Origin of the sequence: Oceanobacillus picturae, from assembly GCF_000612865.1 — a bacterium.
Classification (GTDB): Bacteria; Bacillota; Bacilli; order Bacillales; family Amphibacillaceae; genus Oceanobacillus_B; species Oceanobacillus_B jordanicus.
Map to the genome: position 1 here is coordinate 218,000 of NZ_CCAX010000002.1, position 24,387 is coordinate 242,386.

The 24,387-nt window shown below is 38.8% G+C and carries 25 protein-coding genes; 20 read left to right on the plus strand and 5 right to left on the minus strand.

The features are described from left to right. Window positions 1-46: 46 nt before the first annotated feature. Window positions 47-1,069, minus strand: a complete 1,023-nt coding sequence (locus tag BN988_RS12140; RefSeq protein WP_036577067.1) for a D-alanyl-D-alanine carboxypeptidase family protein — start codon at window positions 1,067-1,069, stop codon at window positions 47-49. Window positions 1,070-1,277: 208 nt separating this feature from the next. On the opposite strand from BN988_RS12140, the gene BN988_RS12145 reads away from it, so the two are divergent. Beyond that, a complete protein-coding gene (locus BN988_RS12145) occupies window positions 1,278-2,459 on the plus strand; it encodes an MFS transporter (RefSeq protein WP_051557918.1) in 1,182 nt (393 codons plus the stop codon). A 31-nt stretch (window positions 2,460-2,490) separates the two neighbouring features. Here the strand turns inward: BN988_RS12145 and pepT are convergent, their stop codons facing one another. Next, a complete protein-coding gene (gene pepT / locus BN988_RS12150; protein ID WP_036577068.1) occupies window positions 2,491-3,732 on the minus strand; it encodes a peptidase T in 1,242 nt (413 codons plus the stop codon). Between the two features lie 206 nt (window positions 3,733-3,938). Between pepT and BN988_RS12155 the strand changes: the two genes are divergently transcribed. Both BN988_RS12155 and BN988_RS12160 read left to right on the plus strand, forming a co-directional pair. Further along, on the plus strand, window positions 3,939-4,781 hold the full coding sequence (locus BN988_RS12155; RefSeq protein WP_036577069.1) for a sulfurtransferase: 843 nt from the start codon (window positions 3,939-3,941) through the stop codon (window positions 4,779-4,781). A gap of 2 nt (window positions 4,782-4,783) precedes the next feature. After that, complete coding sequence (locus tag BN988_RS12160) at window positions 4,784-5,344, plus strand: DNA-3-methyladenine glycosylase I (protein ID WP_036577070.1); 561 nt, start codon at window positions 4,784-4,786, stop codon at window positions 5,342-5,344. Between the two features lie 246 nt (window positions 5,345-5,590). On the opposite strand, the gene BN988_RS12165 is transcribed toward BN988_RS12160, so the two are convergent. Next, the gene (locus BN988_RS12165) at window positions 5,591-7,372 is read right to left on the minus strand and encodes a methyl-accepting chemotaxis protein (RefSeq protein WP_081779438.1); all 1,782 of its coding nucleotides are present in this window, start codon (window positions 7,370-7,372) and stop codon (window positions 5,591-5,593) included. Between the two features lie 182 nt (window positions 7,373-7,554). On the opposite strand from BN988_RS12165, the gene BN988_RS12170 reads away from it, so the two are divergent. The 7 genes from BN988_RS12170 (at window position 7,555) to rsgA (ending at window position 13,078) form a co-directional block, all read left to right on the plus strand. Beyond that, the gene (locus BN988_RS12170; RefSeq protein WP_051557920.1) at window positions 7,555-8,067 is read left to right on the plus strand and encodes a GNAT family N-acetyltransferase; all 513 of its coding nucleotides are present in this window, start codon (window positions 7,555-7,557) and stop codon (window positions 8,065-8,067) included. A gap of 87 nt (window positions 8,068-8,154) precedes the next feature. Further along, window positions 8,155-8,268 (plus strand): RAxF-45 family protein, encoded by a 114-nt coding sequence (locus tag BN988_RS19375; RefSeq protein WP_286163045.1) that lies wholly within the window; start codon window positions 8,155-8,157, stop codon window positions 8,266-8,268. Window positions 8,269-8,401: 133 nt separating this feature from the next. Further along, on the plus strand, window positions 8,402-10,039 hold the full coding sequence (abc-f, locus tag BN988_RS12175; RefSeq protein WP_036577071.1) for a ribosomal protection-like ABC-F family protein: 1,638 nt from the start codon (window positions 8,402-8,404) through the stop codon (window positions 10,037-10,039). A 129-nt stretch (window positions 10,040-10,168) separates the two neighbouring features. Beyond that, complete coding sequence (locus BN988_RS12180) at window positions 10,169-10,363, plus strand: helix-turn-helix transcriptional regulator (protein ID WP_036577072.1); 195 nt, start codon at window positions 10,169-10,171, stop codon at window positions 10,361-10,363. 1 nt (window position 10,364) lies between these two features. Continuing rightward, a complete protein-coding gene (locus tag BN988_RS12185) occupies window positions 10,365-10,838 on the plus strand; it encodes a hypothetical protein (protein WP_036577073.1) in 474 nt (157 codons plus the stop codon). Between the two features lie 83 nt (window positions 10,839-10,921). After that, complete coding sequence (locus BN988_RS12190) at window positions 10,922-11,746, plus strand: aldo/keto reductase (RefSeq protein ID WP_036577074.1); 825 nt, start codon at window positions 10,922-10,924, stop codon at window positions 11,744-11,746. 294 nt (window positions 11,747-12,040) lie between these two features. Further along, window positions 12,041-13,078, plus strand: a complete 1,038-nt coding sequence (gene rsgA / locus BN988_RS12195; RefSeq protein ID WP_036577507.1) for a ribosome small subunit-dependent GTPase A — start codon at window positions 12,041-12,043, stop codon at window positions 13,076-13,078. 45 nt (window positions 13,079-13,123) lie between these two features. On the opposite strand, the gene BN988_RS12200 is transcribed toward rsgA, so the two are convergent. After that, entirely contained in the window at window positions 13,124-13,672 is a 549-nt protein-coding gene (locus BN988_RS12200) for an HD domain-containing protein (RefSeq protein ID WP_036577075.1), read from the minus strand. A gap of 191 nt (window positions 13,673-13,863) precedes the next feature. Here BN988_RS12200 and fni point away from each other — a divergent pair, with 191 nt between their 5' ends. Next, window positions 13,864-14,925 (plus strand): type 2 isopentenyl-diphosphate Delta-isomerase, encoded by a 1,062-nt coding sequence (gene fni, locus BN988_RS12205; protein ID WP_036577076.1) that lies wholly within the window; start codon window positions 13,864-13,866, stop codon window positions 14,923-14,925. A gap of 204 nt (window positions 14,926-15,129) precedes the next feature. Here fni and BN988_RS12210 read toward each other — a convergent pair whose 3' ends face one another. After that, entirely contained in the window at window positions 15,130-16,284 is a 1,155-nt protein-coding gene (locus tag BN988_RS12210) for a hypothetical protein (protein ID WP_036577077.1), read from the minus strand. Between the two features lie 103 nt (window positions 16,285-16,387). Here BN988_RS12210 and BN988_RS12215 point away from each other — a divergent pair, with 103 nt between their 5' ends. From BN988_RS12215 to BN988_RS12255, 9 genes are all read left to right on the plus strand, one after another. After that, window positions 16,388-16,903, plus strand: coding sequence for a hypothetical protein (locus BN988_RS12215; RefSeq protein WP_036577078.1), 516 nt, complete (start codon window positions 16,388-16,390; stop codon window positions 16,901-16,903). A gap of 62 nt (window positions 16,904-16,965) precedes the next feature. Continuing rightward, complete coding sequence (locus BN988_RS12220; protein WP_036577079.1) at window positions 16,966-17,427, plus strand: DUF2188 domain-containing protein; 462 nt, start codon at window positions 16,966-16,968, stop codon at window positions 17,425-17,427. 118 nt (window positions 17,428-17,545) lie between these two features. Beyond that, entirely contained in the window at window positions 17,546-18,361 is an 816-nt protein-coding gene (locus BN988_RS12225) for an MBL fold metallo-hydrolase (RefSeq protein WP_051557991.1), read from the plus strand. Window positions 18,362-18,464: 103 nt separating this feature from the next. Beyond that, complete coding sequence (locus BN988_RS12230) at window positions 18,465-19,181, plus strand: DsbA family oxidoreductase (protein WP_036577081.1); 717 nt, start codon at window positions 18,465-18,467, stop codon at window positions 19,179-19,181. Window positions 19,182-19,494: 313 nt separating this feature from the next. Next, the gene (locus tag BN988_RS12235; protein WP_036577082.1) at window positions 19,495-20,448 is read left to right on the plus strand and encodes an ABC transporter permease; all 954 of its coding nucleotides are present in this window, start codon (window positions 19,495-19,497) and stop codon (window positions 20,446-20,448) included. After that, complete coding sequence (locus BN988_RS12240) at window positions 20,438-21,388, plus strand: iron chelate uptake ABC transporter family permease subunit (protein WP_036577083.1); 951 nt, start codon at window positions 20,438-20,440, stop codon at window positions 21,386-21,388. The genes BN988_RS12235 and BN988_RS12240 overlap by 11 nt, the downstream gene beginning before the upstream one ends. Continuing rightward, window positions 21,382-22,137: an iron ABC transporter ATP-binding protein gene (locus tag BN988_RS12245; RefSeq protein ID WP_036577084.1), complete on the plus strand. Its 756-nt coding sequence runs from the start codon at window positions 21,382-21,384 to the stop codon at window positions 22,135-22,137. Before BN988_RS12240 ends, BN988_RS12245 begins: the two co-directional genes overlap by 7 nt. 198 nt (window positions 22,138-22,335) lie before the next feature. Beyond that, window positions 22,336-23,280, plus strand: coding sequence for a siderophore ABC transporter substrate-binding protein (locus BN988_RS12250; protein WP_036577085.1), 945 nt, complete (start codon window positions 22,336-22,338; stop codon window positions 23,278-23,280). Window positions 23,281-23,528: 248 nt separating this feature from the next. Continuing rightward, a complete protein-coding gene (locus BN988_RS12255) occupies window positions 23,529-24,272 on the plus strand; it encodes a SurA N-terminal domain-containing protein (RefSeq protein ID WP_036577086.1) in 744 nt (247 codons plus the stop codon). The last annotated feature ends 115 nt before the right edge of the window (window positions 24,273-24,387 follow it).

Here is a 24,387-nt window from a genome sequence, read left to right on the forward strand (position 1 = left end):
TTTTCAAATCGCAAAAAAACCTGTTCAAGTAGAACAGGCTTCAAGATTATTCTTCATAATATTCTTCTAAGGTTATGCCCTGTGCCATGATTTCTTTTGCCGCTTTTTCTCCGACATATCGAATATGCCATGGCTCAAACTGGTATTGTGTAATCTCTTCTTTTCCCTCAGGAAAACGGATAATAAAGCCGAATTCTGCTGCGTTCTCTTTTAACCATTTCCCTTCATCTGTTTCACCGAACTCTATGATTAATTGAAAATTGACATCAGGACTTGTGACGTCCATCGCGAGGCCTGATTGATGCTCACTTTCACCTGGTCTTGCACTAAAGTTATTTGCTGCCTCTTCTCCATGCTCCGCAACGTTGCTGGTGAAAATAGCGTCTTGCCTGTCATAGGAGCGAAACCCGGATTGTGCATATAAATCAAGGCCAGCTTCGTCGGCGGCTGCAAACAAATCCTCTAACTTCTCAGCAGCTATTTGGCGCATTTGTTTTTTGGGAAGCTCTTCTGTGAACGGAAATCGAACGTTTGGTGTCACTAAGTCTTCTGGTAAATAGTCAGCAGGTAATGCGAACTCTTTATTTACTATTGCAAGCTGATCATATGGATTGCTTAAAACGGGCGTGCCGTTTGTCGTAGTCGTGGTTTCAGCTTTTTCGGGTAACGCCTTTCCAGGTTGGAAGTTTGCCTCTGAACCATCTAATAAGGCACTCAGTACTTTTTGGGTAGCTTTATTATAAACTCCAGATGCCTGCAATTCTTCAAATTGAAGCTGTAAATCTGTGATGGCCCACGTAGTTGCTTCTTCGTAAACGCCCTCCTCGGATAGGTTATAGCCGATTTTTCTTAGAGCATTTTGTAAGGATGTAACTTTTTCTCCTTGATCTTTCTTTTGTAGCATTTCTTTTGGTGCGGTAATCTCTTCTTTAACCTCCTGGTTATCGGCAGGGCTTTCCTGATGATTTGAAGAGGTTTCATCCTGTTGCTCCTCTGGCTCCTCCGAATTAGAGGAACAGCCGGAAATAACCGCAAGTATTGCTAGAGTTATGCTTAGTCTCTTTAACATGATGAACTCTCCCTAATTGGTTTTTCCTATTAAATACATATATGAACTCAGTCTAAAGCATATGTGACAAAAACTATCTATTATTCTCTCATAGTTTAGGATGAGAGGGCAATAGAGATTTTTCCCAATGGGGTGAAAAGAGAATGGTAACACGAGAAATTCCTGGGCATAAGCTATCGTAAAAACAGGAACAACTGGGGGTAAGCCTATGAACAGTTCCCAAAAAAGGCAAACTGCTATAATAGCAACCCTCTTCTTTAGCGCCTTGGTTGTTGTCTCAAGTGTTTATACGATGACACCTTTGACACAAGCATTAATGGAGAGCTTTCAAATTAGCAGTACCCAAGCAGCAGGAGCAGCAAGTATTTTTTCTCTTTTTTATGCTGTTGGTTTTTTAGTGTTCGGTCCAATTGGAAGCCGTTATGGTTATAAAAGTACGATGATGACAGGTTTGCTAATTCTCGGGATGATCTCAGGAGCAAGCGGGTTAGCTACGGATTACGAAGCATTGCTTTTATTTAGAGCATTTCAAGGTTTTTTTGCCGCTTCGTTTGCTCCAAATGCATTGACCTACGTTTTTCAAATCTTCGCCGAACGACAGCGTATTACCGCTATTAGCTTTATTAGTTTTGGTTATGTGACAGCAGGGATATTTGGTCAAGTCTTTGCAACGATGGTAGAACAATATTACGGGTGGCAAGCAATCTTTTTCTCGTTTGGCATTTTATATTTAGTTATCTGTATTGCCATGCTACTAGTTTTTCCTAAAGAGCAGGGGACAGACACTACCTTTCGCTTTAAGCAGTATCCTCGTTCGGTAGGACGCCTCTTTAAAAGAAAAATTCTCGTATACTGCTATGCTGTGACAAGCGTACTACTCCTATCATTTATCGGAATGTATACGATTCTTGGAGGTCACTTGCAAAACGCGCCATATTATATGTCCGATCAACAGCTTTTATATTTACGGTCAGCAGGGTTTATTGGAATGCTTCTTTCATTTGGTTCGGGTTATTTTGTCAGGAAATTTGGTGCTGCGGGAACGCTAAGAGGTAGTCTTTCCATGAGTATAGTTGGATTGGTGGGAATTGGTCTCCTTTCTGGGCCAATTATGATCACTATCATGAGTATTCTTTTTGTTGCCGGTATATCACTAACGTTTCCGGTTATTATGTTCCTAATCGGAAAATGGGGAGGTATGGAGAGAGCGACTGCTTCATCCCTATATGCCTTTATTCTGTTTATTGGGGCGACACTTGGCCCGTTGCTAGCTATGTTCTTTTTTCAGGAGTATGGCTTTACGGTTAGCTGTTTCATGCTGGCAGGTATTCTGTGTACTGGCTCCATTTTTTCATTATTAATTCGAGAAAAAGAAGAGGCCAGGACATGATGTACGTTTGTCCCAGCCTCCATGCAAAATATTATTGATCTTTGTGTTTCTCTTCGTATAATTTACAAATTTCCACGATAACAGTTGAAGCCTTTTCCATATTCTCTACAGAAATATATTCAAACTTGCCGTGGAAATTTTCCCCTCCAGTGAAGATGTTTGGAGTGGGTAATCCCATGTAGGAAAGCTGGGAACCGTCCGTACCACCACGGACAGGCTGTATAATCGGGGTTATTCCCAAGTTAGTCATAGCGTCCTGCGCTATGTCTACAATCTCCATCACGGGTTCAATTTTTTCGCGCATGTTGTAATATTGGTCTTTCAACTCTAGTTCGACACTTGCTTCACCGTATTTCTCTTTAATCTCTTCCGTGAACTTAACAAATGTCTCTTTCTTAGCTTCAAAGCTATTGCGATCAAAGTCACGAATAATGTAACTAACTTCCGTTTTTTCAACGTCACCGGAAACGGAAATTAAATGATAGAAACCTTCATATTTCTCCGTATACTCTGGCGCTTCTTGCTCAGGGAACTTGTTAATAAAAGAAGCCGCCATTTTCCCTGCATTAACCATTTTATCTTTCGCGGTACCTGGGTGCACGCTATTTCCGTAAAACGTGAGGTGTGCACCGGCCGCATTAAAGCTCTCGTACTGTAATTCCCCAAGCGGACCACCATCAATGGTATATGCATAATCTGCATCAAATCGCTCTACATCAAATTTATGTGGTCCTCTGCCGATTTCTTCGTCAGGTGTAAAGGCCACTCGAATCTTTCCGTGTTTTATTTCTGGGTTCTCAATTAAATGGTGCATAGCCGTCATAATCTCAGCAATCCCTGCTTTATTATCAGCTCCAAGTAATGTCGTTCCATCTGTTGTAATTAATGTATGTCCCTTATAGGCAGGAAGCTCTGGAAATTCCTCTGGCGTAAGTACAACATTCAACGCCTCATTTAATATCAAACTTTTTCCGTCGAAATTTTCGACAAGCTGAGGGTTAACATTTTTTCCTGTGAAGTCTGTTGCAGTATCTAGATGTGCTAGGAATCCGATTGTTGGAATATCCTTATCCGTGTTAGCGGGCAACGTTGCCATTACATAAGCATTATCATCAACCGTTACATCCATCATGCCAATTTCTCTTAATTCTTTTACTAGGAGGTTGGCTAATTCGAATTGTCCTTGAGTAGAAGGGGTTGCTTCATTTTGTTCATTAGACTGTGTATCCATTTTGGCGTAGGTAATAAAGCGATCTATCAATGCTTTCTTCAATGTATTCATCCCCTGTTTTAAAATTTAGATATATTGCTAGTATATCGTATCATGGGTTATCTGAACATTGAAAGAACTGCCGGCCAAACTTTCTTATTTTAAGAAACTGTTTATCCGGAGTTGGTTTCAATACATAGTTGCGTTAAAATTATTCTTAATCAGTTAAATGATTGCATTATAAATAATGACCCAATGGAGGGGTAAGGATGACCTATATTATTAGTGTATCTAGATTGAAGAATCGGTTGGAAAACAATAGAGACAATACAGTTATTGTGGACGTCCGCTTTCAATTGACAGATTCAGAAGCTGGTAGAAAGCAATATATAAAGGATCATCTTCCTGGGGCTGTGTATCTGGACTTGGAAAAAGATCTTTCCAGCAAGGCGGAGAAGCATGGTGGAAAGCATCCACTTCCTGATATGACTACTTTTGCGAGGAAAGTAGGGAATATTGGAATTGATCATAATACAACAGTTGTAATCTATGATCAGGCAAATGAAATGTTCGCAGCTAGGTTATGGTGGCTCTTACAGTGCCTAGGACACGAGAAGGCTTATGTGCTGGATGGTGGCTATGAAGAATGGCTTAGACAAGAAAATCCAGTAACAGACCAGATGCCAGTATTAGAACCTAAAAGATTTAGACCAATCTTACGAGATGAGCAGACTGCTAACATAGATGAAGTGAAAGAAAAACTAGAAAATGATACTGCGATCGTGATAGATTCCAGAGAAAGGGAGAGATACTTGGGGAATATTGAGCCCCTTTATCATAAAGCTGGTCACATACCCGGCGCCAAAAATTATTTTTGGAAGGACGTACTAAATAAAAAGGGAAGTTGGAAAAAGGATGAGGTATTAAGAGAACATTTTTCAGCCATTCCCAAAGATAAGGAAGTTATTGTCTCTTGTGGTTCAGGCATTTCGGCTTGTCCAAATATACTTGCATTAAAAATGGCAGGCTACGATAATGTAAAACTCTATCCAGGCAGCTTTAGTGACTGGATTTCTTATGAAGAAAATAAAATTGAGAAGAAGGAAGAGTAAAGATGGATAGAGAACGTTGCGGATGGGTCACAGAAGACCCGCTTTATGTTGCGTATCATGATGAAGAATGGGGAGTCCCAGTGGAAGATGATAGAAAACTGTTTGAAATGCTCTGCCTGGAAGGTGCGCAGGCTGGTTTAAGCTGGATTACCATCTTAAGAAGAAGAGAGAATTACAGAAAAGCATTTGATAATTTTCAACCAGAAGTAGTAAGCAAATATGACGAGAAGAAGATCGAACAATTGCTTTCTGATGAGGGAATAATTCGTAACAAGTTGAAAGTTCGTTCTGTTATAACGAATGCGCAAGCCTTTTTACGGGTCAAAGAGGAATTTGGCAGCTTCCAGTCTTATATCTGGCAGTTTGTCGGTGGAAAGCCAATTGTGAATCACTGGAAGTCGATAGAAGAGGTGCCTGCTGTAACGGAGGAATCAGAGCTGATGAGCAAGGATTTAAAACGTCGCGGATTCAAGTTTGTTGGTCCAACAATTTGCTATGCTTTTATGCAAGCGACGGGAATGGTCTGGGATCATACAGAATCATGCTTTTTGGTTCGAAATTAAATAGGACGAAATTTGAAAACACTACGTGTGCCGCAAACAAACATACGTAGTGTTTTCTTTTGTAGGTATAATGTTGGCGCCCAAATTCCATTATCTTTATCCCGGTGCAACGTCCGTAAAACTCCCACTTCAAAACATGAGGTGAAGCGTTGAGTTTTTAGAGGGGTAACGGTCGCTAGCACTCCGATTCGTTCAACTAACAATCAGTGGGGGTAGAACGAAAAAACCACTGGATGAAGTTTCACTTTATAGCTTAAAGATTTTTAATTCCTTATTTAATAGTTCGGCTAATTTGGCCAATTCATCTGCACTGTACGATACTTCCTCCATGGAACTGGAAGTTTGTTGTGCGGAAGCCGCAGCTTGTTCTACACCAGCAGCTGATTCCTCAGAGACGGAAGCAATTTCTTCAATAAGATTGTTCATCTCTTTACTGTTTTGGGAAATTTCCCGCAGGTTAGAAGAGATAAATGTAATTTTTTTAGTCATTTCGGAAACGGATTGATTAATCGAGTTGAAATTCCTACCTGTTTCTTCAATTTGTTTCGTACCTTCTTGAACTTCCTTATATCCTGAGTTAAGGGAGCCTACGACTTCTGTTGTCTCAGATTGGATGCTTTGTACAATGGTTGTTATTTCTCCAACAGAGGAAGCTACTTGTTCAGAAAGCTTTCTGACTTCATCTGCAACTACCGCAAAACCTCTTCCATGCTCCCCAGCTCTTGCCGCTTCAATGGCTGCATTTAATGAAAGAAGGTTTGTCTGATCAGCGATGTCTTTAATTACGAGTACAAGCTTAGAAATCTCATTGGATTGGTTATCAAGACCTTGTACTTTATCAACTGAAGTAGAAACAATGGTATCAATCTGCTTCATTTGTGCAACGGACTTATTCATTAGGGCCGTTCCTTCATTTGTTAATTCCAATACAGTACTGGAATTTTGTGCAGCCTCTTGTCCATTTTGCTCTGAGAGTTCTACTTTTTGTACAAAATCATTCATGCTTTCAGATAGGTCAGAAGCACTATTCGCCTGGGTTTCTGCACCAGTGGATAACTCTTCCATTGTTGTCGCAATCTGTGTATTTCCTTCACTAACTTCCTTAGAGGATATTGTCAGCACTTCACTTCTTGATGAAACGGAATTGGAAGCATCCGCTACTTTTAGTAATATACTGTGAATGTTCCCCTTCATTTTGTTAACCGCTGTTGCTAACTGGCCAATTTCGTCAGTACCATAGTAATCCATATCAGGGGTCTGGAGATTTCCATTTGCTACTTCGGAGGTTACGCCAACAATCTTTTTTAGGTTTTTAGTAATGATCCTGCTAATAATTATCATTAATGGAATGCCAATTATTGCTGCAAGAATAGTGGCAATGGCTAGGGTAATGGTACTGCCTTTAATACTCGATTCCGCATTTTGTACGGATTTATTTTGATCTTCATTAATAAGTGTAACTAATTCGTTTACATGATCAATGGTTTCTGTTCTTAACCGGGAGGTGAAATCACGCAGCGAATTTGCTATTAGCGATTGGTCATTCTCTACGGCTGGAACAATCTGTTCGGTAAATGCATCATCATTGGATTCATTCTTTTTGATAATTTCATCGAAATTACTGCGTTGTTCGTCGGTCACCATGGTTGGCTTGAGTTTATCGGCTAATGCTAAAAACTCTTCCTGATATTGAATAAATTGATCTTTATATTTATCGCTTTCAGTTAGCAAATAATCAGCTATCTGAACATCTTTAGCTTGAATTAAATAAGCCATGTCAGCCATATCGTTTACTCGTGAACTACTTTCCTTAATTTCGGTAATATCTTCCTGCCCTTTAGTCAATAGAAAAAATACCACACAAGCTGATGCTACAAATAAAAGCAATGTTAAAAAGAAAACAGTTATATATTTACGACCGATACTAACATTACGCCAAGCAAACCTTCTAAGAAGCTTGGAACGATTAATTTTCCTTTCTTTATTTTCTTTTATTTTCTTTGGTTTCGTTGCTTTTCTAAACTTCACGATTTTGCCCCCAATTTTTAGAAAAAAACATTTATTTTTAATATCGGCTAATTTTTCTAAGTCTTTAGTACTATTATAAATTTTTTGAAAAATAATTTTCAGATAGTTGCATTTGGCGATGTTTATCCTGTAAAATAGCAAATTGTGTGTTTAAGACATAAATAATAAGTAAGGTGATATAGATGATCTACTCAGCTTTTTTAGAAAAGGAAAAAGGCAAAGAAGAACTAAAGGAAGAATTGGATTCCTTGGAAATACAGTTACACCGGATGCAGAGTAATATGAAGGAGATTGCCAAAAAGTCAGAGATTATTAGCATAGACCAGGCAAATGAAGAACAGTGGGTTATTATTTATGCGGACAAAGGAAGAAAGCATTGCCAAGTCATGTTGCACGAATGTACAAAACCTTATCGGGGAGATTGGGATTCTGCAATACAGGCAGAATACCGTAGTGATTCAACCCTTCATATTGCAGATATTAAGGGAGTTAAGAATAAAGGTTTTGGTTCGGTCCTTATGAAGCATTTAAAAGAAATAGCCAGAGAAGAAAACATGCAATACATTACAGGTGATATTGTGGAGAGAGATTTTGACCATGTTAATAGACTAAAGCACTTTTATAGCAAACATCACTTCGATGTAAAAATAAATCATCAAGATTTTTCCGGAGAAATTATTTGGAATGAGAGGTAGTAACCAAACGACTGCCATAGCATAACTTGACGCTATAGGGTTTTATCGAGTAAGATTTAATCAGAATGAAAAAAGGAGGTGGGTTAGATGAATCGTACTGGAAGCATTTCTAAATTCAGAGAGTATCTTTGGATTTGTTATGCGCTTTTTTCCATCATTTTTATCCAAGGGACACGTATGCCCTTTTCGGAAGTAAAATAATGGAAAAAAACAGTAAGAGACATCTACCTGCTACGGATATAGTGGACGACAGGGAGCGGTTGCTCTTTGTCGTCCTTTTTTAATTGGCACACTATCCATTTGAAGGTTGTCTCTTCTATAGGAGGCAAAGCAAATGATTTTATGTAGTTTACGAAATGTTACCCAAATAATTGGTGCAAATACAATCTTTCAAGATATTAATTTGGAAATAAAGCAAGGCGAGCGAATAGGACTTATCGGAAGAAATGGCGAAGGGAAAACGAGTTTATTAAACCTAATTTCCAAGGAATCTGACCCAGCAATTGGTGTTATTTCTTGGAAAAAGGAGTTGCGGACAGGGCTCTTAAAGCAAATCGCAGTCACAGAAGAAGAGAAGCAAGTGCAGGCATTGTTGTATGACGTGTTTGAAAACTTAAACAAGATAAGAGAGAAAATGACGGAATTAGAGCAACGCATGGCAGCGGAAAAGGATCCTGCCAAACTGGAACGTCATATGGAGATCTATGGCACATTATTAGATAAATTCCAGCAAGACGGCGGATACGAAATGGACGCACAGGTTCGACAAGTTCTCAATGGATTGCAAATGACTGAACTGGAAAATAAGAAATGGCATCAGCTAAGTGGTGGAGAGAAGACCAAAGTTGGCTTGGCGCAATTATTATTAAAAGCCCCTGATCTTCTTTTACTTGATGAACCAACAAATCATCTAGATTTCCTGGCAATAGAATGGCTGACTTCTTTTATTAAGCATTATGAAGGTACAGTGATAATTGTCTCTCATGATCGTTATTTTCTTGATGAAACCGTCACTTCAATTTTGGAAATGGATCAAGGAGAGCTGATTAAATATCATACGAATTATACGGATTACGTAAAAGAAAGAGAAGCAAGACTGCTGCGTGAATTTCAACAATACGAAGACCAGCAGAAAAAGATTAAAAAAATGAAGGAAACGATTAAACGGCTTAAAGAGTGGGCAAATCAGGCAAACCCGCCTAATGATGGGCTACACAGGCGAGCCAAAAGTATGCAAAAAGCATTGGACCGACTGACAGTGGTAAAACGCCCCGTATTGGATCAGAAGAAGATCAATCTTGATTTCGAAATGGAGAGCCGCAGTGGGAAAGAAGTACTAAAGCTTGATAGCGTATCAAAGCGTTTCGGAAACCAACGTTTATATGAAGAGCTTTCCATGTTAGTCCGTTTCCAAGAGAGGATCGCCCTAATTGGGGAAAATGGAACGGGGAAGAGCACTTTGTTACACCTCATGCTTGGAACGGAGAATGCGGATCAAGGCATGGTCAAACAGGGAAGTAACCTTTCTATTGGCTACCTTTCCCAGCACATGCTTGAGATGGATGCAAATCTAACTGTTTTAGATGAGTTTCGGGAGCATGTGGCAGTTACGGAAGGAGAAGCAAGAAGAATCTTGGCGAGTTTCCTTTTTTATGGTCCGAATGTTTTTAAAAAGGTAAGGCAGCTTAGTGGTGGCGAAAAAATGAGGCTTCGTTTGGCAGAGCTTGTTTATCAAAAACATAACCTGCTTCTATTGGATGAACCGACCAACCATTTAGATATTGAATCAAAAGAAGTATTAGAAGAAGCTTTAGAGCAATTTGAGGGAACGATTATAACGGTTTCTCATGACCGCTATTTTCTGGATCGCTTATTTCCTGTGACTTATCTGCTTGCAGACCAAAAGCTTACGCGATTTGAAGGCAACTATACGTTTGCCAGAGGGAAATGGCTAGAAAAAAATGAATCGTAATGTAACTAAGAGGGTTTGTCAGTTTACTGGCAGGTCTTCTTTTTTAAAAAAATCTGTTTGCAATATTTATGTGTCTTATGTAATATATAATTAACTTATGGAATTTATATTTAACAAAGAGGGGTCTCCATGGTAAATAAAATAAAGTTAGCGAGAATGGAAAAGGGTTGGACTCAGGAGCAGCTAGCAAGCAGGGTGAAGGCGACAAGGCAGACTATAGGTTTAATAGAAAAGGGCGAATACAATCCAAGCCTTAAGCTATGTATCTCCATTTGTAAAGAACTTGGGAAGACATTGGATGAACTATTTTGGGAGGGGGTTTAATATGAGGTCATTTTTAAATTATCTACTACCTGATGATGAGTACAAACGGACTCGTATTCTTTATTTCCTTGCAGAAAGTGCGGTTATTCTGGCGGTAGGATTACTTATATTTACAGGGCTAAATAGTTATTGGTTTGAAATAGGGGAGCTCAATCTCACTTTTACATTATTTCTAATTTATATTTTCATTATCTTTTATGTGTATCTACGTTATATCTTTTCAGGTATTGAATTCACATCTGTATATAATAAAAAGCAATATAAGAGAGAACGGCAGCTAAGGGTTAAAACAGCATTCGCTTCAGGAGTTGTATTTTTCTTGGTGAATTTTTTTCTTAAAGGCATTCCAACTAATTTGGAAGAATGGCTGGATATAGTTGGACCTTCCGTTTTATTTATCGTGTTCTTTATTCTATTTGACTTTATTTCTCTCAAGCGCTCTTTTAAGAAAAATAAAGAATTAACGGATGATTAAATGTGTCTTGCCAAGCATAAGAATACGTGTTTTCTAAACAGTATGATAAAATAGGGACATTTCAATGGAAGGGATGTTGAACAATGCAGTATGTAACTTTAAATAATGGATTAAAAATGCCTCAGCTTGGATTTGGAGTTTGGCAGGTACCTGATGAGGAAGCAACCCCTGCTGTAGAAAAAGCAATTGAAGTTGGCTACCGTTCTATTGATACCGCGAAAGTGTATGCAAATGAGAACGGTGTCGGAAGTGCAATTGCAAACCAAAACGTACCACGCGAAGAACTGTTTATTACTACAAAGGTCTGGAACAGTGACCAAGGCTATGAAAATACGTTAAAGGCATTTGATGCGAGTTTAGAAAGATTGGGACTAGATTATGTTGACCTGTACTTAATTCATTGGCCAACACCGAAATTTGACGAATATGTGGAAACATATAAAGCACTAGAAAAATTGTATAAAGATGGTCGAGTAAAAGCTATTGGGGTGTGTAATTTCAATATCGATCATTTGCAACGTCTGTTGGATGAGTGTGAGGTCGTACCTGTCATTAACCAGGTTGAATGCCATCCTTATCTACAACAAGCTGAGTTGAAAGACTTCTGTGACAAGCACAATATTTATCTAGAAGCATGGAGCCCATTAATGCAAGGTGGCGAAGTATTAAAAGATAAAGTTGTGACAGATATTGCTGAAAAACACAGCAAAACCCCAGCACAAGTTATTTTACGCTGGCATTTACAATATAATAATGTTGTAATTCCTAAATCCGTTACACCATCTCGAATTGAAGAGAACTTTAATGTATTTGATTTTGAGTTGAGTGCACAAGATTTGGAAAACATCAAAGGGCTGGACCGCAACGAAAGAAAAGGTGCAGAACCAAGTGAAATGAACAAACGTTAATACAAACATAAGTAGAACCAGATGAAGCGCATCTGGTTCTTTTTTTTATTATTTGCAGGATTTTTTACTATAAAGGCGAAATAATAAGATGTGAGATATTTTTTCACACTAACATTAAAAATCGATAAGATGTAACGAGGCGTTTTATCCATTTTAGAAGGAGTGATGGTTTATGAGTGCAAATAAAATGAAGAAAGAGTTCAAAGCCAATAACTACAAAATGGAGGAACGTTCAAGTTAAATAGATTGTTCCTCTTTAAAACAGGAGGAAATGGATTGACGAATTTAGAGAAAATGGGATGGACCCAACCTATAGAAAAAGAAGAACACGACAAACTTGCTAGAGTGATAACAGTTCAAAAGAACAGCTACCGCCTTTCGGACGGTAATATGGAATTTTTGGCACAGGTGAGCGGGAAGTATTTGCATACTGCCTCTGGAACACTTGATTTTCCTGCCGTTGGTGACTGGGTGGTAGTAGAGAAGTTATATGATGAAGAAAAGGCAGTGATAAAAGAGCTTCTCCCTAGAACGAGTCAGTTTATACGGCAAGCAGCTGGCGAGCGAACGGAGGCTCAATTAGTAGCAGCTAACGTAGATACTGTATTTATAGTTAATGCGCTCGATCATGATTTTAATAGCAGACGGATTGAACGTTATATACTATCCACCTATGAAAGCGGTGCTACCCCTGTAATTGTTTTCTCTAAAAAGGATTCGTGTTCGGTGGAGAGACTGGAAGAAGTTATTTCCTCTACAGAAGAAATCGCGATAGGTGTCCCTATCATTTCTGTTAGCGGAAAAACAGGAGAAGGGCTGGATCAATTACTGTCTTATCTACCATCAGGCAAAACCGGAGCATTGCTAGGTTCCTCAGGGGTAGGGAAATCGACATTAATTAATACACTTTTAGGGAAAGAAATACAGGAAACAAGAGGAATTAGGGAAGACGATAGCAAGGGACGGCACACCACCACCCATAGGGAGATGTTTCGTATACCAAATGGAGCACTATTAATTGATACTCCTGGTATGAGAGAATTGCAACTATGGGAAGGCGAAGGAGCAATGGGCGCCACGTTTCAGGATGTGGAAGCCCTGGAGGAAGCGTGTCGGTTCAAAGATTGCCAACATGACACGGAACCTGGATGTCGGGTGAAAGAAGCAATGGATAATGGAGAATTATCTATAGACCGGTTTCAAAGCTATCTTAAACTGCAGCGAGAACTGGCATATGAAAAAAGAAAGCAGGACCAAAAGGCTTTAATGGAAGAAAAGAATAAATGGAAGCAGATTAGTAAAGATCAAAAAAAGAAATACCGAGCAAGATAAACAAACCCTCTTACAGTTGCAGCACTGTAAGAGGGTTTGTTTATCTCATGAAAAATGAAAGACACGTTTGACCAAATCTTCATATTCCTTAAAGTAAGTTGGAATATCTTTTTCGTCCAAGCCCACATACATTGCTTCACAAATGGACTCGTTGTACCATTTTTGTCTGTCTACGCCAGCGTTGAAATTTCTCCACGCAACTTCTGGTCCTAAATGTTTAATATCTTGTTCTTGTCCTAGTAAGTTATCTAATTTATCAGCCACAATCAAATATTTTACTTCCTTTGATCCGTTTCGAATAGTATCGATTGTATGCTGTTTTCTTTCCTCCCAAGATTTTGATTTATCTTCCGTATGGGCTGCAACAAGTTCGGCTACTTTGCTCCCAAAGTGATTCTCCATGTCCTGTATCTCGTATGGTGTATCTTCCACAACGTCATGCAAATATGCAGCGCAAATAAGCTCCTCACTGCATCCTGCTTTCTCTAATCGTTCTGCTACTCTAATCGGGTGTGTTACATACGGTGCATTAGAGTTTTTTCTTGTTTGTCCCTTGTGTGCCATTTCGGCAAATTTTTTTGCTCTTTCCCTCAATATCGTCGCCTCCTTAATACATAGGTTACTATGCCGTCTAATTCGCTTATCGCTATTGTATAGGTTTGTTCCCAAACAGTGCAATAATAAATCAGCCAGTAGGTCTTCTCTTTCATTTCGGAATAGAAACAAGTAAACTGGTTCTATAATAGAAATTATTGGTGTAGTTCTAGTTAAGGAGGCCATACATAGTGGAAGAAGGTATAAATAGAAGAAAAACAGAACACATCCGTCTTTGTTTGGATGACAATGTGGAAGGGGTTAATAAATCAACAGGGCTAGAAGGAATATCCTTTATACATAATGCTCTTCCTGAAATAAACTTTGCAGATATAGACTTGCAGACTTCCTTTTTAAATAAAGCCCTTAAGGCGCCATTCTTGGTGAGTTCCATGACAGGTGGGAGTGAGCTGGCTGCAAAAATCAATCAGAATCTTGCTATTGCTGCAGAAGAGAAGGGCTGGGCGGTAGCGTTAGGCTCGACAAGAGCGCTACTTGAGAGTGATGCACATAAAGAGTCATTCTTAATTAGGAAGCAGGCGCCTACTGTACCACTTATTGCAAATCTAGGTGCGGTTCAATTGAATTATGGCTATGGAGCAGATGAAGCAGAGCGGATTGTAGAGCTAACCGAAGCTGATTCCTTGGTGTTACATTTGAACAGTTTACAGGAAGCGGTTCAAGATGGCGGTGATTTGAATTTCGAAAACCTCCTACCTAAGATCGAGGCTGTTTGCAAGCAGCTCCCTGTACCGGTTGGTGCCAAGGAAGTTGGCTTCGGCATTGATGGAACAGTGGCAGAAAAACTTTATAATGCTGGAATTTCCTTTATTGATGTAGCAGGAGCCGGTGGGACATCCTGGAGCCAAGTGGAAAAACTACGCTCAGAAGATCCATTAAAGAAAGCAGCTGCAGAAGCATTTAATAATTGGGGATTACCTACAAAAGATTGTATTGTATCTGTTAAAAGTAGTAATGTAGCAGTCCCTGTCGTGGCAAGCGGCGGAATGAAGACAGGAGTCGATGCAGCGAAAGCTATTACGTTGGGCGCAGATGTAATCGGCTTTGCCAGACAGCTATTACAGGCAGCTACCGAGTCTGTAGAATCTGTTATCCGAACGATGGATCAAATTGAACTAGAGTTAAAAATGACGATGTTTGGTATCGGAACAAAATCTTTAAATGAATTAAAAAACACCGATCGCGTCATGGTGATGGGGAAATCATTACTAAATAAGACAGCTGGGGAATAATCCTCAGCTGTTTTTCTATTTAATAGCTTCTCGATGAGAGCCATAGGAGCTAATTGTTTGGCTGTGTGGGGATGACAAGCAAAAAGTGAAAGATATAAGAGATGAAAGTTCGACATCGAGGTGATATGTACAAAACAAAGAAGATCTCCAAACAAACAAAAAGCCCATCATCATTGTTGATGACGGGAGATAGGTAGATCTGATCTAGGCTTTTCTTAACCTAGCAACAAAAAGATATGGAATCCATACGATAGCAATGATAATTATAGAGGCGCCGAGAATCCCCGTGGTTATTTCCTCTGCAATAGTACCGTATTTTTCTGCGAACATAGAATGTATAAGGCAAATAATGAAACTCTCTACCCAGAACTTTGGCATAAGGGACTTTCTAAGATATTCTCTTTGAAAGTGAAAGTATAAGTAGGCGGAGATGATCAACAATATAAGGCCTGGAAGCACACCATCATCCGAAATAATGTGAGACTCCCCCAAATAGATAGAGATATAACTGCCGATAATTAGTAAGGGGTACACAAAGGTTGCTGCTCGAAGCCAAGCCCTAAAGTGAAACTTTTTGGTTTCTTGCTCTTTACGTGTCATTTCCTGATATTCTTCGTCAGAATTGTCTTCCTCTGGTAAGGTGGTGTCTTCCATTTGAGAGAACCATTCTTTGTTTAAAGAATCAGCTTGCTTCATCCAGTCGCCTTCAAAAGTAAAAGGTAATTGCTTCTCCCTCTTTACAATCGTTTGAAATCTTTCCTCATCTTCCATGTCGTACAGATTTAGGCTGGAATAAAGGAGAGGAATCTGATTTTCCTTCAATCCTTGTAGCCATGTATTAATAGCCGTTCCCATATAAAACGGCACAGTCAAAATTTGTTGCTGGCCGTTTTTCTCATAGACAATGTATAGAACAGGGGCAAGAGCCATACGTGGTACTTGCTCCGCGATGCGAGACTTTGTATAAGCATGGTTTTCCTTTAGTAAATAAATGGACACCACTACATATTGGATATGGTTAAAGTTAATGATGCCTTCGCTGTCTGTTCTATTGTCTTCGTTCCAGGTATGGTATGTAATTTGGTTTTTCCCCAAACGGTATGAGGAAAGATGGCGGTTTCGCCAAATCATTCTCTTTAAGACGCGCGTGAGTGCAATACATATCCAAATACCTAATGGAATAAGAATTATAAATAGTAATAGCCAGGTATTCATGTAAACAACGAATAATACAGGGCCTAAGGCAATAAATGTTAACCCTATCAAGAGACCGAGCGTGCTAAATAGGAATGCCGTCACCCACCAAAAAGGTTCCATCTGTCTTTGTTTATGTTCATGTAAGTATGATTCGTTATACATGTAAGCACCACTCCATCTAATGTTTAAATATTAGCTAGATATCTAATGAATTTCTGCTACAATTAGTAATTATAGCAAAAAAGAGATAATAGTGGGGGAAACAATGGCATTATATCCAGAAATGTTTTTATCAAAATGGCATTTAATTATAGTTTTTTTGACTGGCATCGTACTGTTTGGTTTAATTATCGGAGGATACTCGAAAAAAACCATCATCTCTTCTACTCTAAAGTGGCTAGTAGCCATTTATATCATTGTTACTGTTCCAATAGCTCTTTTCACTATGGATGCAAAGCATATCGAAGAAGAAATGGTTGCGGGGCTTGATGAGGTTTATCAAACAAATAAAGGAAAAGTCGAAAATGATCATTTAGTGGCATATGTCGGTTCATTTGAGGATGAAGACGGCGATTTTGAAGTCAAAATTTATGGCGGGAACTACGATGATTTAGAGGAGTTTTCCGGTAACGTAACAATTGTTATTTATGACGGAGAGGGCTCGCTGTTGAAAGAGGAGACGTATGAAGGAATTTCTTTAAAGCCTGGGGATAGAATTGAACTTGATGATTACTTTACAACAAATGAAGCACCAGCTAGATTTCAGTATGCTTTTGAATGATAGGTTTTGGATGCGTTAGGGAAAGGGTATGATACTTAAAAAGCAACTAGGAGGAAAAATAGATGCCCTGGACTATGAATGATTACCCGTCATCAATGAAAAACCTGCCAGATATAACCAAGAAAAAGGCAATAGATATTGCCAACTCTATGCTTGACGAAGGATATGAGGAAGGAAGAGCTATTCCAATAGCCATCGAGCAGGCAAAAGAGTGGCGAGATAACGCAAGTAAAAAAGAAGTTGAAGAGTATGAAGATAGTGGTAATCCAACGAAACGCTCTGAAGAGGGAAAGCGATATGATAATAACCCGGAACGTTTAGAAGAGGGTGAACATGTTTTGTCCCACGAAGATGGATGGGCTGTTTCATCAAGTAACGCGAAAAAACCAAGCGATGTATTCGATAACAAAGAGGATGCCATTAAGCGTGGGCGTGAAATCGCTAACAATAAAGGAACATCTTTAACCATTCATAAAGAGAATGGAGACGTACAAGAAAAACAAGACTATACAAATGAGTCGTAATCACTTCCCTTAGGAAGTGATTATTTTTTTACTCCTTTTCAAATACTAAGGGAAATGGCGAAGGAGGAATATCGTGGAGCAGAATGAAAGACCAAAAGAACACCATAAATTTATCCCTATGACTTCCATTACAAGTGGTGGGGGTATCCAGGTAAAAGAAGATGTATATTATTATACAGATCAAATAGTTAATATTGGGTTTATTGGGCATCCGAGTAGTGATAAGTGGGTGTTAGTCGATGCTGGCTTACCTAATGCAGCGCCGGAAATTAAATCAGTGGTGGTAGACAGATTTGGACGGAATAGTAAGCCTGCAGCAATAATCTTGACGCACGCTCATTTTGATCATGTAGGCGGCTTGTATGACCTTATACAGGAATGGGATGTCCCTGTTTATGCCCATGAGCTAGAACTCCCATATCTTCAAGGTGAAAAAGATTACCCTGAACCGGATACAAACGTGGAAGGTGGAATGCTCGCAAAAATGTCCTTCCTGTACCCACATGAGGGGATTGATTTAGGTTCATCTGTACAGCCTTTACCCTCAAATCAGCGGGTGCCTTTTCTAGATGACTGGAAATGGCTTCATACACCGGGCCATTCCCCTGGCCATGTATCCTTTTACCGGGAAAGTGATGGGCTATTATTTTCTGGGGATGCAGTGATTACAGTAAGGCAAGATTCTCTTCATAAGGTTCTCCTGCAACAGTCAGAGGTAAATGGTCCACCCAGGTATTTGACGACAGATTGGCAGGCAGCATGGGAGTCGGCGCGTATCTTGGCAGACCTAAAGCCAAGCGTTATGATTTCCGGGCATGGTTCGGCTATGGAAGGTGATAAACTTACAAAAGGGATGGAAAGACTTGTACGTGAATTTGAAAAAGTAGCTGTTCCTGATTTTGGTAAATATATAGACAAAGGAAGGCTTCATTAGATAGCCTTACTTCAAGACATTCTGACCTTCTGTAAAACAAGCACAATACTTCATTTGAAACAGGAAGCTATGCTACAATATTTACAGAAATGAGGTGGAATAAATGCAAATAGAAATTTGGTCAGACTTTGTATGTCCATTTTGTTATATAGGTAAACGTAGATTTGAAAAAGCACTAGAAGCATTTCCTCATAAAGAAGAAGTAAGTGTAATATACAAGAGCTATGAGCTTGATCCCAATGCAGAAGTAAACCCAGATAAAACGATTCATGAGCTACTTGCCGGAAAGTATAATATGCCGGTAGAAAGAGCGAAGCAAATGAATGAAGATATGGGGAAACAAGCAAAGGAATTAGGACTACAATATAACTTTGATGAAATGAAGCATACAAATACGTTCGATGCACATCGTGTTGCTAAATATGCAGCAGAACAAGGCAAGGGTAAAGAAATGACGGAACGACTACTATATGCCTATTTCACAGAATCTATGTTAATCAGCGATCACACGACGTTAATTGACCTAGCATCAGAAATTGGGCTTGATGAAGATGAGGTAACGACTTTACTAAAAGTAGATGATTATGCCATTCATGTCCGGGCAGATGAAGAACAAGCTCGTCAAATAGGCGTGGAAGGCGTTCCTTTCTTCGTATTTAATGAGAAGTATGCTGTTTCTGGTGCTCAGCCACCTGAGGTCTTTACAGAAGTCCTTGAAACAGTTTGGCAAGAAGAAAAAGAGAAGCCGGTACTAACATCATTAAATCCCAAACAGTCCAAAACGACGTACTGTACGGATGAGGGGTGTGAAACGGAATAACAAATAGGAAAGTCTATGGAGAATCTCCATAGACTTTTTTTGTACGTTCGAAGAGACGATGTAGCTAGAATTTTGAAGTGCCAAGTATAAGAAAAACGTAACATCCGCTAGAAGGTGGGGCGAATGCAAGTAATATATCCAAGAAGAATTAACTAGGAAAAAAGACAGAAATATGGAAAACCTCTCACAAAATATTGACGGGGTCTCATAATCTGTTATAATAAAAAACAGGCTAATTGATAATGAATATCATTATTGATTGTTGATAGGGAAACAATCAATACGGCATTAGACATAGAAAGAGAAGGTCATTATGAAAATACGTTATTACATCCTGATCCTTGGTGTGCTCTCCATAACCTCTGTATTTATCGGAGTATCGAATGTAACACCATTGGACTTATTCCATTTAACATCAGAGCAGGCTAACATACTGTTAGTCAGTCGACTACCAAGATTAATTAGTATTCTCATTGCCGGAATGAGCATGAGTATATGCGGGTTAATCATGCAACAACTCAGCAGAAATAAATTTGTTTCCCCAACAACAGCGGGTACGTTGGATTCTGCAAGGCTAGGCGTACTTGTATCGATGATGGTATTTGCATCAGCAAGCCCGTTACAAAAAATGCTAGTATCCTTTGTTTTTGCACTCTTGGGCACGTTTATATTTATGAAAATATTGGAGAAAATCAAGTTCAAGGATACGATTTTCATACCTTTAGTAGGTCTTATGTTTGGGAATATTATCAGTTCCGCGTCAACGTTTTTCGCCTACCGTCATGATCTTATTCAGAACATGTCCAGTTGGATGCAGGGTGACTTTTCGATGATAATGTCAGGGAATTATGAACTGATGTTTATTAGTATCCCTATCTTGATAATGGCTTTCTTATATGCGAATAAGTTTACCATTGCTGGAATGGGAGAAGACTTCTCTCGTAATCTTGGCCTTAACTATCGTCAGGTTGTAAATTTGGGGCTAGTAATTGTAGCTCTTGTAACGGCTTCTGTTGTATTGTCAGTTGGACTTATTCCATTTCTTGGGTTGATTGTTCCGAATATTGTTACCATTTATCAGGGCGATCATCTGAAGAAAAGTTTAATACATACAGCATTGCTTGGGGCGATATTTGTTTTAATGTGTGACATTATTGGCAGAATCATTATCTATCCGTATGAAATACCAATTAGCCTAACAGTTGGTGTTATTGGCAGTGCGATCTTTATTTACATGCTGCTAAGGAGAAGAAAATATGGGCTATAAAAAGAAAACAATCATACTTGCTGTTATCGCATTGGCTCTTGCATGTTTGTATATTTTTTACAATCTGACTGGAAATATAGGCTATATTTTACCTAGAAGAATCATTAAAGTAGTTACGATCATTATGACAGGCGGGGCTATTGCGTTCGCGACCACCCTTTTTATGACTGTTACCAATAATCGTATTCTAACACCTAGTGTGCTGGGGCTTGACTCTCTGTATATGTTGATTCAAACCATTATTATTTTTGTGCTTGGTTCGAGATCACTTGTGATGTTGAGTGGTGAGGTTAACTACCTCGTTTCAATTGGGATGATGGTAATATTTTCCCTTATTCTATATCAATGGTTATTTAAGAGTGAGGGGAGCAATATTTACTTTTTATTGCTAATCGGGATGATTCTAGGAACCTTCTTTGGTAGTTTAACATCCTTCATGCAGGTACTTATTGACCCAAATGAATTTTCGTTAGTACAGGACAGGATGTTTGCCAGTATTAATAACGTAAATACAGACCTCGTTTATTTATCAATTGTCATTCTGGTGTTGGTCGCACTCTATTTTGCCAGGCTTTATAAGTATCTAGATGTACTGGCACTTGGTAAGGATGACGCTATTAATCTTGGGGTACCTTACAACTATGTAGTAAAGCGGCTGTTAATCATTGTTGCGATACTTATTTCTGTTGCAACAGCGCTTATTGGACCAATTATGTTCCTAGGCCTACTTGTTGTCAATGTCGCATATGAATTCTTAAAAACATATCGACACTTTTACATTATTATCGGCTCTATGTTAATCAGTATTATTGCACTTCTTGGTGGGCAGTTCCTTGTAGAAAAAGTATTTGTGTTTGAGACGACTGTAAGTGTCATTATCAACTTTATTGGTGGAATTTACTTCATCTATCTTTTGTTAAAGGAGAATAAATCATGGTAACTATTAAAAATGTCTTCAAGTCATATAACGAAAAAAAAGTAATCGAAGATGTCTCTTTACATATCGAAAAAGGAAAAATAACTTCCTTTATCGGCCCAAATGGTGCTGGAAAGAGTACGCTTATTTCCATGATCAGTCGCTTGATTACAAGAGATAATGGGGATATCACCATTGATGGGAAAGACATACTCAAATCCAAAAACAATGAGCTGGCCAAAAAGATCTCAATTTTAAAACAGTCAAATGGCATCAATTTAAAATTAACAGTGAGAGAACTCGTTTCCTTTGGGCGCTTTCCATATTCGCAAGGAAAGCTTACGAAGGAAGATTGGATAAAGGTGGAAGAAGCGATTGATTACATGGAGTTGCGGGAAATGCAGCATAAGTTCCTAGATGAACTTAGTGGTGGCCAAAGGCAACGTGCCCATATTGCCATGGTAATTGCACAGGATACAGAATATATTCTGCTTGATGAACCACTAAATAATTTGGATATGCGACATTCTGTACAGATCATGAAAACCTTGCGTCGCCTTGTAGACGAATGGGGAAAGACAATTGTAATCGTGATACACGATATCAATTTTGCTTCCTGTTACTCGGATAATATTGTGGCATTAAAGGATGGAAAGATAGCAAAAACAGGCCGCACATGTGATGTGATTGATGAGTGTGTACTTAAAGAAATATATGATATGGACATTGATATTAAAAATATTGATGACCGCAGAATATGTGTCTATTTTTAAATGATTTCAGCACTGTTTAAAGAAAAGATAAAAAAACCCTTATAAAGGCGAACTGCACGGGAATGCAATGCCGATATAAAGGAATCAACGTACTTGTATTTTATATGAAACAGAGAAAATGGTAAATATATATGCTTACAAATTATAAGCCAGGGAATGAAGCCTGGATTAAAAACCAAATATTGAGGAGAATTTAATATGAAGAAGTTTACGATTATGTTTGTAATGGGACTTTTAGCGCTTGTTATGGCAGCTTGTGGAAATGACGCTAGTGGTGAAGGTAGTAATGGGGAGGAAGCGAGTTCTGAAAAGATCACGATTTCCCATGAATATGGAGATACTGAGGTCGTAAAGAATCCTGAGAAGGTTGTCGTATTTGACTTCGGTATTCTAGATACCCTTGATAAGCTAGACGTTGATGTAGCTGGTGTTGCACAAGGAAATATTCCTTCCTATCTTGAAAAGTACAATGGGGAGGAATACGAAAATATCGGAAGCTTAAAAGAGCCAGATTTCGAGAAAATCTCCGAAATCAATCCAGATGTAATTTTAATTTCAGGTCGTCAAGCAGCAGTATATGACCAGCTTGAAGAGATTGCTCCTACAATCTATTTAGGTGTAGATACAACGAATTACATGGAATCATTTAAAGATAACATGAATAAGGTTGGGGAACTTTTTGACAAACAGGAACAAGTAGAAGAAGAACTTGCAGCAATAGATGAGTCCATTGCTGGAATAAATGAAAAGGCTTCTTCAGCAGATGAAAAGGCACTCATTATTTTGGCTAATGATGACAAGATCAGTGCATACGGGCAAAATTCTCGTTTTGGTATTATTCATGACGTGTTTGGTGTGCCAGCAGTAGACGAGAGTATTGAAGCCTCTACACATGGTCAGAATGTTTCTTTTGAATACGTTGTGGAGCAAGACCCAGACCTATTGTATGTAGTGGACAGAGGCGCAGCAATTGGAGGAGATTCAGCTGCTAAGCAATTAGTAGAGAATGATCTTGTTAAAGGAACCAAAGCATATGAGAATGATAATATCGTTTATTTGGACCCTGATTACTGGTATCTATCTGGAGGCGGACTTGTGTCAGTGTCCGAAATGGTAAAACAAATCGAGTCCAGCCTAGAATAAAACTTTAATTAAAAGCTTGTAGAGAAACCGTGTGTTTTTCTGCAAGCTTTTTGCACGGCTTAAGAACTTTTACTAAATGTGGCAGAATGAAGGGAAAGGCGGTTCAGATTGTTACCGAAATGTTACGTTGGTTTGAAAACCCTGTCAAAATAGCTTTTTCAAGGGTTATCGCCTTTCCTGGCACTTGATAAGTGGTAGAAAAGTATGTTTGAATGAAGGAACAACATAATGAAATGAGGGAATTGTTAATGAAGAAGTTGATTTTGTTAGGTTTTGCACTAACTTTAGCTATAGTATTGGCAGCTTGTAATGATGATTCATCGAAAGAGTCCAAAGATAATGAACAAGAAGATAGTGCACAAACGGAAGAAAGTGCAGCAGGGGAAAATGAACAGGCGCAGCAATCAACGGAGATAACAGAAGAAGAAAAACTTGATCCAGAGAAAGCAGTAGTTTCTGTTAATGGTACGGAGGTAATGGGAGATAGCTATAATTCAGTATATAGCATGTTGAAAACCCAAATGGCCGGAAGTGGACAAGATGTTTCGGATACGGAAGTAGTCAAAGAACAAGCCGTTAATGTTCTAATCGAACAGCAATTGATTCGTCAAGAAGCAGAAACGCTAGGTTTAGAGGTGACGGATGAGGAAGTGCAATCCGAATTTGACACGATTAAGGAAGAGAATGGTGAGCAATTAACAGCAGTTCTTGATCAGTTTCAGTTGTCCGAAGATGACTTTAAAAGACAACTTGCTGATGACTTGATTACGAATAAATACGTGGAATCTGAGTTAGATATTAAAGTAACAGATGAAGAAGTCGAAGAGTATTACAACAAGTTGAAAGAACAAAGTGGCGATCAGGAAGTTGGTAAACTGGAAGATTTAGAGCCGACTATTAAAAATCAGATAACACAGCAAAAAACTGCAACTGAGCTACAGAGTAAAGTAGCTGAACTAAAAGAAGATGCAGAAGTAGAAACCTTAATCTAAATAACGATAGCCCTTTTCTTATAATGAAAGGAACGTTGGAGTATTCATTATAAAAAAGAAGCGAGATAAAAGTTGATTAAAAGAAATGCCGAATCATTACGTCAAAGCCTTTAGG

What these genes read in the sequence shown, in the direction of transcription:
- BN988_RS12140 (WP_036577067.1), bottom strand. Translation starts at nt 1,069, where the DNA reads ATGTTAAAGAGACTAAGCATAACTCTAGCAATACTTGCGGTTATTTCC.
- BN988_RS12145 (WP_051557918.1), top strand. Translation starts at nt 1,278, where the DNA reads ATGAACAGTTCCCAAAAAAGGCAAACTGCTATAATAGCAACCCTCTTC.
- BN988_RS12155 (WP_036577069.1), top strand. Translation starts at nt 3,939, where the DNA reads ATGACCTATATTATTAGTGTATCTAGATTGAAGAATCGGTTGGAAAAC.
- BN988_RS12160 (WP_036577070.1), top strand. Translation starts at nt 4,784, where the DNA reads ATGGATAGAGAACGTTGCGGATGGGTCACAGAAGACCCGCTTTATGTT.
- BN988_RS12170 (WP_051557920.1), top strand. Translation starts at nt 7,555, where the DNA reads ATGATCTACTCAGCTTTTTTAGAAAAGGAAAAAGGCAAAGAAGAACTA.
- BN988_RS19375 (WP_286163045.1), top strand. Translation starts at nt 8,155, where the DNA reads ATGAATCGTACTGGAAGCATTTCTAAATTCAGAGAGTATCTTTGGATT.
- abc-f (WP_036577071.1), top strand. Translation starts at nt 8,402, where the DNA reads ATGATTTTATGTAGTTTACGAAATGTTACCCAAATAATTGGTGCAAAT.
- BN988_RS12180 (WP_036577072.1), top strand. Translation starts at nt 10,169, where the DNA reads ATGGTAAATAAAATAAAGTTAGCGAGAATGGAAAAGGGTTGGACTCAG.
- BN988_RS12185 (WP_036577073.1), top strand. Translation starts at nt 10,365, where the DNA reads ATGAGGTCATTTTTAAATTATCTACTACCTGATGATGAGTACAAACGG.
- BN988_RS12190 (WP_036577074.1), top strand. Translation starts at nt 10,922, where the DNA reads ATGCAGTATGTAACTTTAAATAATGGATTAAAAATGCCTCAGCTTGGA.
- rsgA (WP_036577507.1), top strand. Translation starts at nt 12,041, where the DNA reads ATGGGATGGACCCAACCTATAGAAAAAGAAGAACACGACAAACTTGCT.
- BN988_RS12210 (WP_036577077.1), bottom strand. Translation starts at nt 16,284, where the DNA reads ATGTATAACGAATCATACTTACATGAACATAAACAAAGACAGATGGAA.
- BN988_RS12215 (WP_036577078.1), top strand. Translation starts at nt 16,388, where the DNA reads ATGGCATTATATCCAGAAATGTTTTTATCAAAATGGCATTTAATTATA.
- BN988_RS12220 (WP_036577079.1), top strand. Translation starts at nt 16,966, where the DNA reads ATGCCCTGGACTATGAATGATTACCCGTCATCAATGAAAAACCTGCCA.
- BN988_RS12225 (WP_051557991.1), top strand. Translation starts at nt 17,546, where the DNA reads ATGACTTCCATTACAAGTGGTGGGGGTATCCAGGTAAAAGAAGATGTA.
- BN988_RS12230 (WP_036577081.1), top strand. Translation starts at nt 18,465, where the DNA reads ATGCAAATAGAAATTTGGTCAGACTTTGTATGTCCATTTTGTTATATA.
- BN988_RS12235 (WP_036577082.1), top strand. Translation starts at nt 19,495, where the DNA reads ATGAAAATACGTTATTACATCCTGATCCTTGGTGTGCTCTCCATAACC.
- BN988_RS12240 (WP_036577083.1), top strand. Translation starts at nt 20,438, where the DNA reads ATGGGCTATAAAAAGAAAACAATCATACTTGCTGTTATCGCATTGGCT.
- BN988_RS12245 (WP_036577084.1), top strand. Translation starts at nt 21,382, where the DNA reads ATGGTAACTATTAAAAATGTCTTCAAGTCATATAACGAAAAAAAAGTA.
- BN988_RS12250 (WP_036577085.1), top strand. Translation starts at nt 22,336, where the DNA reads ATGAAGAAGTTTACGATTATGTTTGTAATGGGACTTTTAGCGCTTGTT.
- BN988_RS12255 (WP_036577086.1), top strand. Translation starts at nt 23,529, where the DNA reads ATGAAGAAGTTGATTTTGTTAGGTTTTGCACTAACTTTAGCTATAGTA.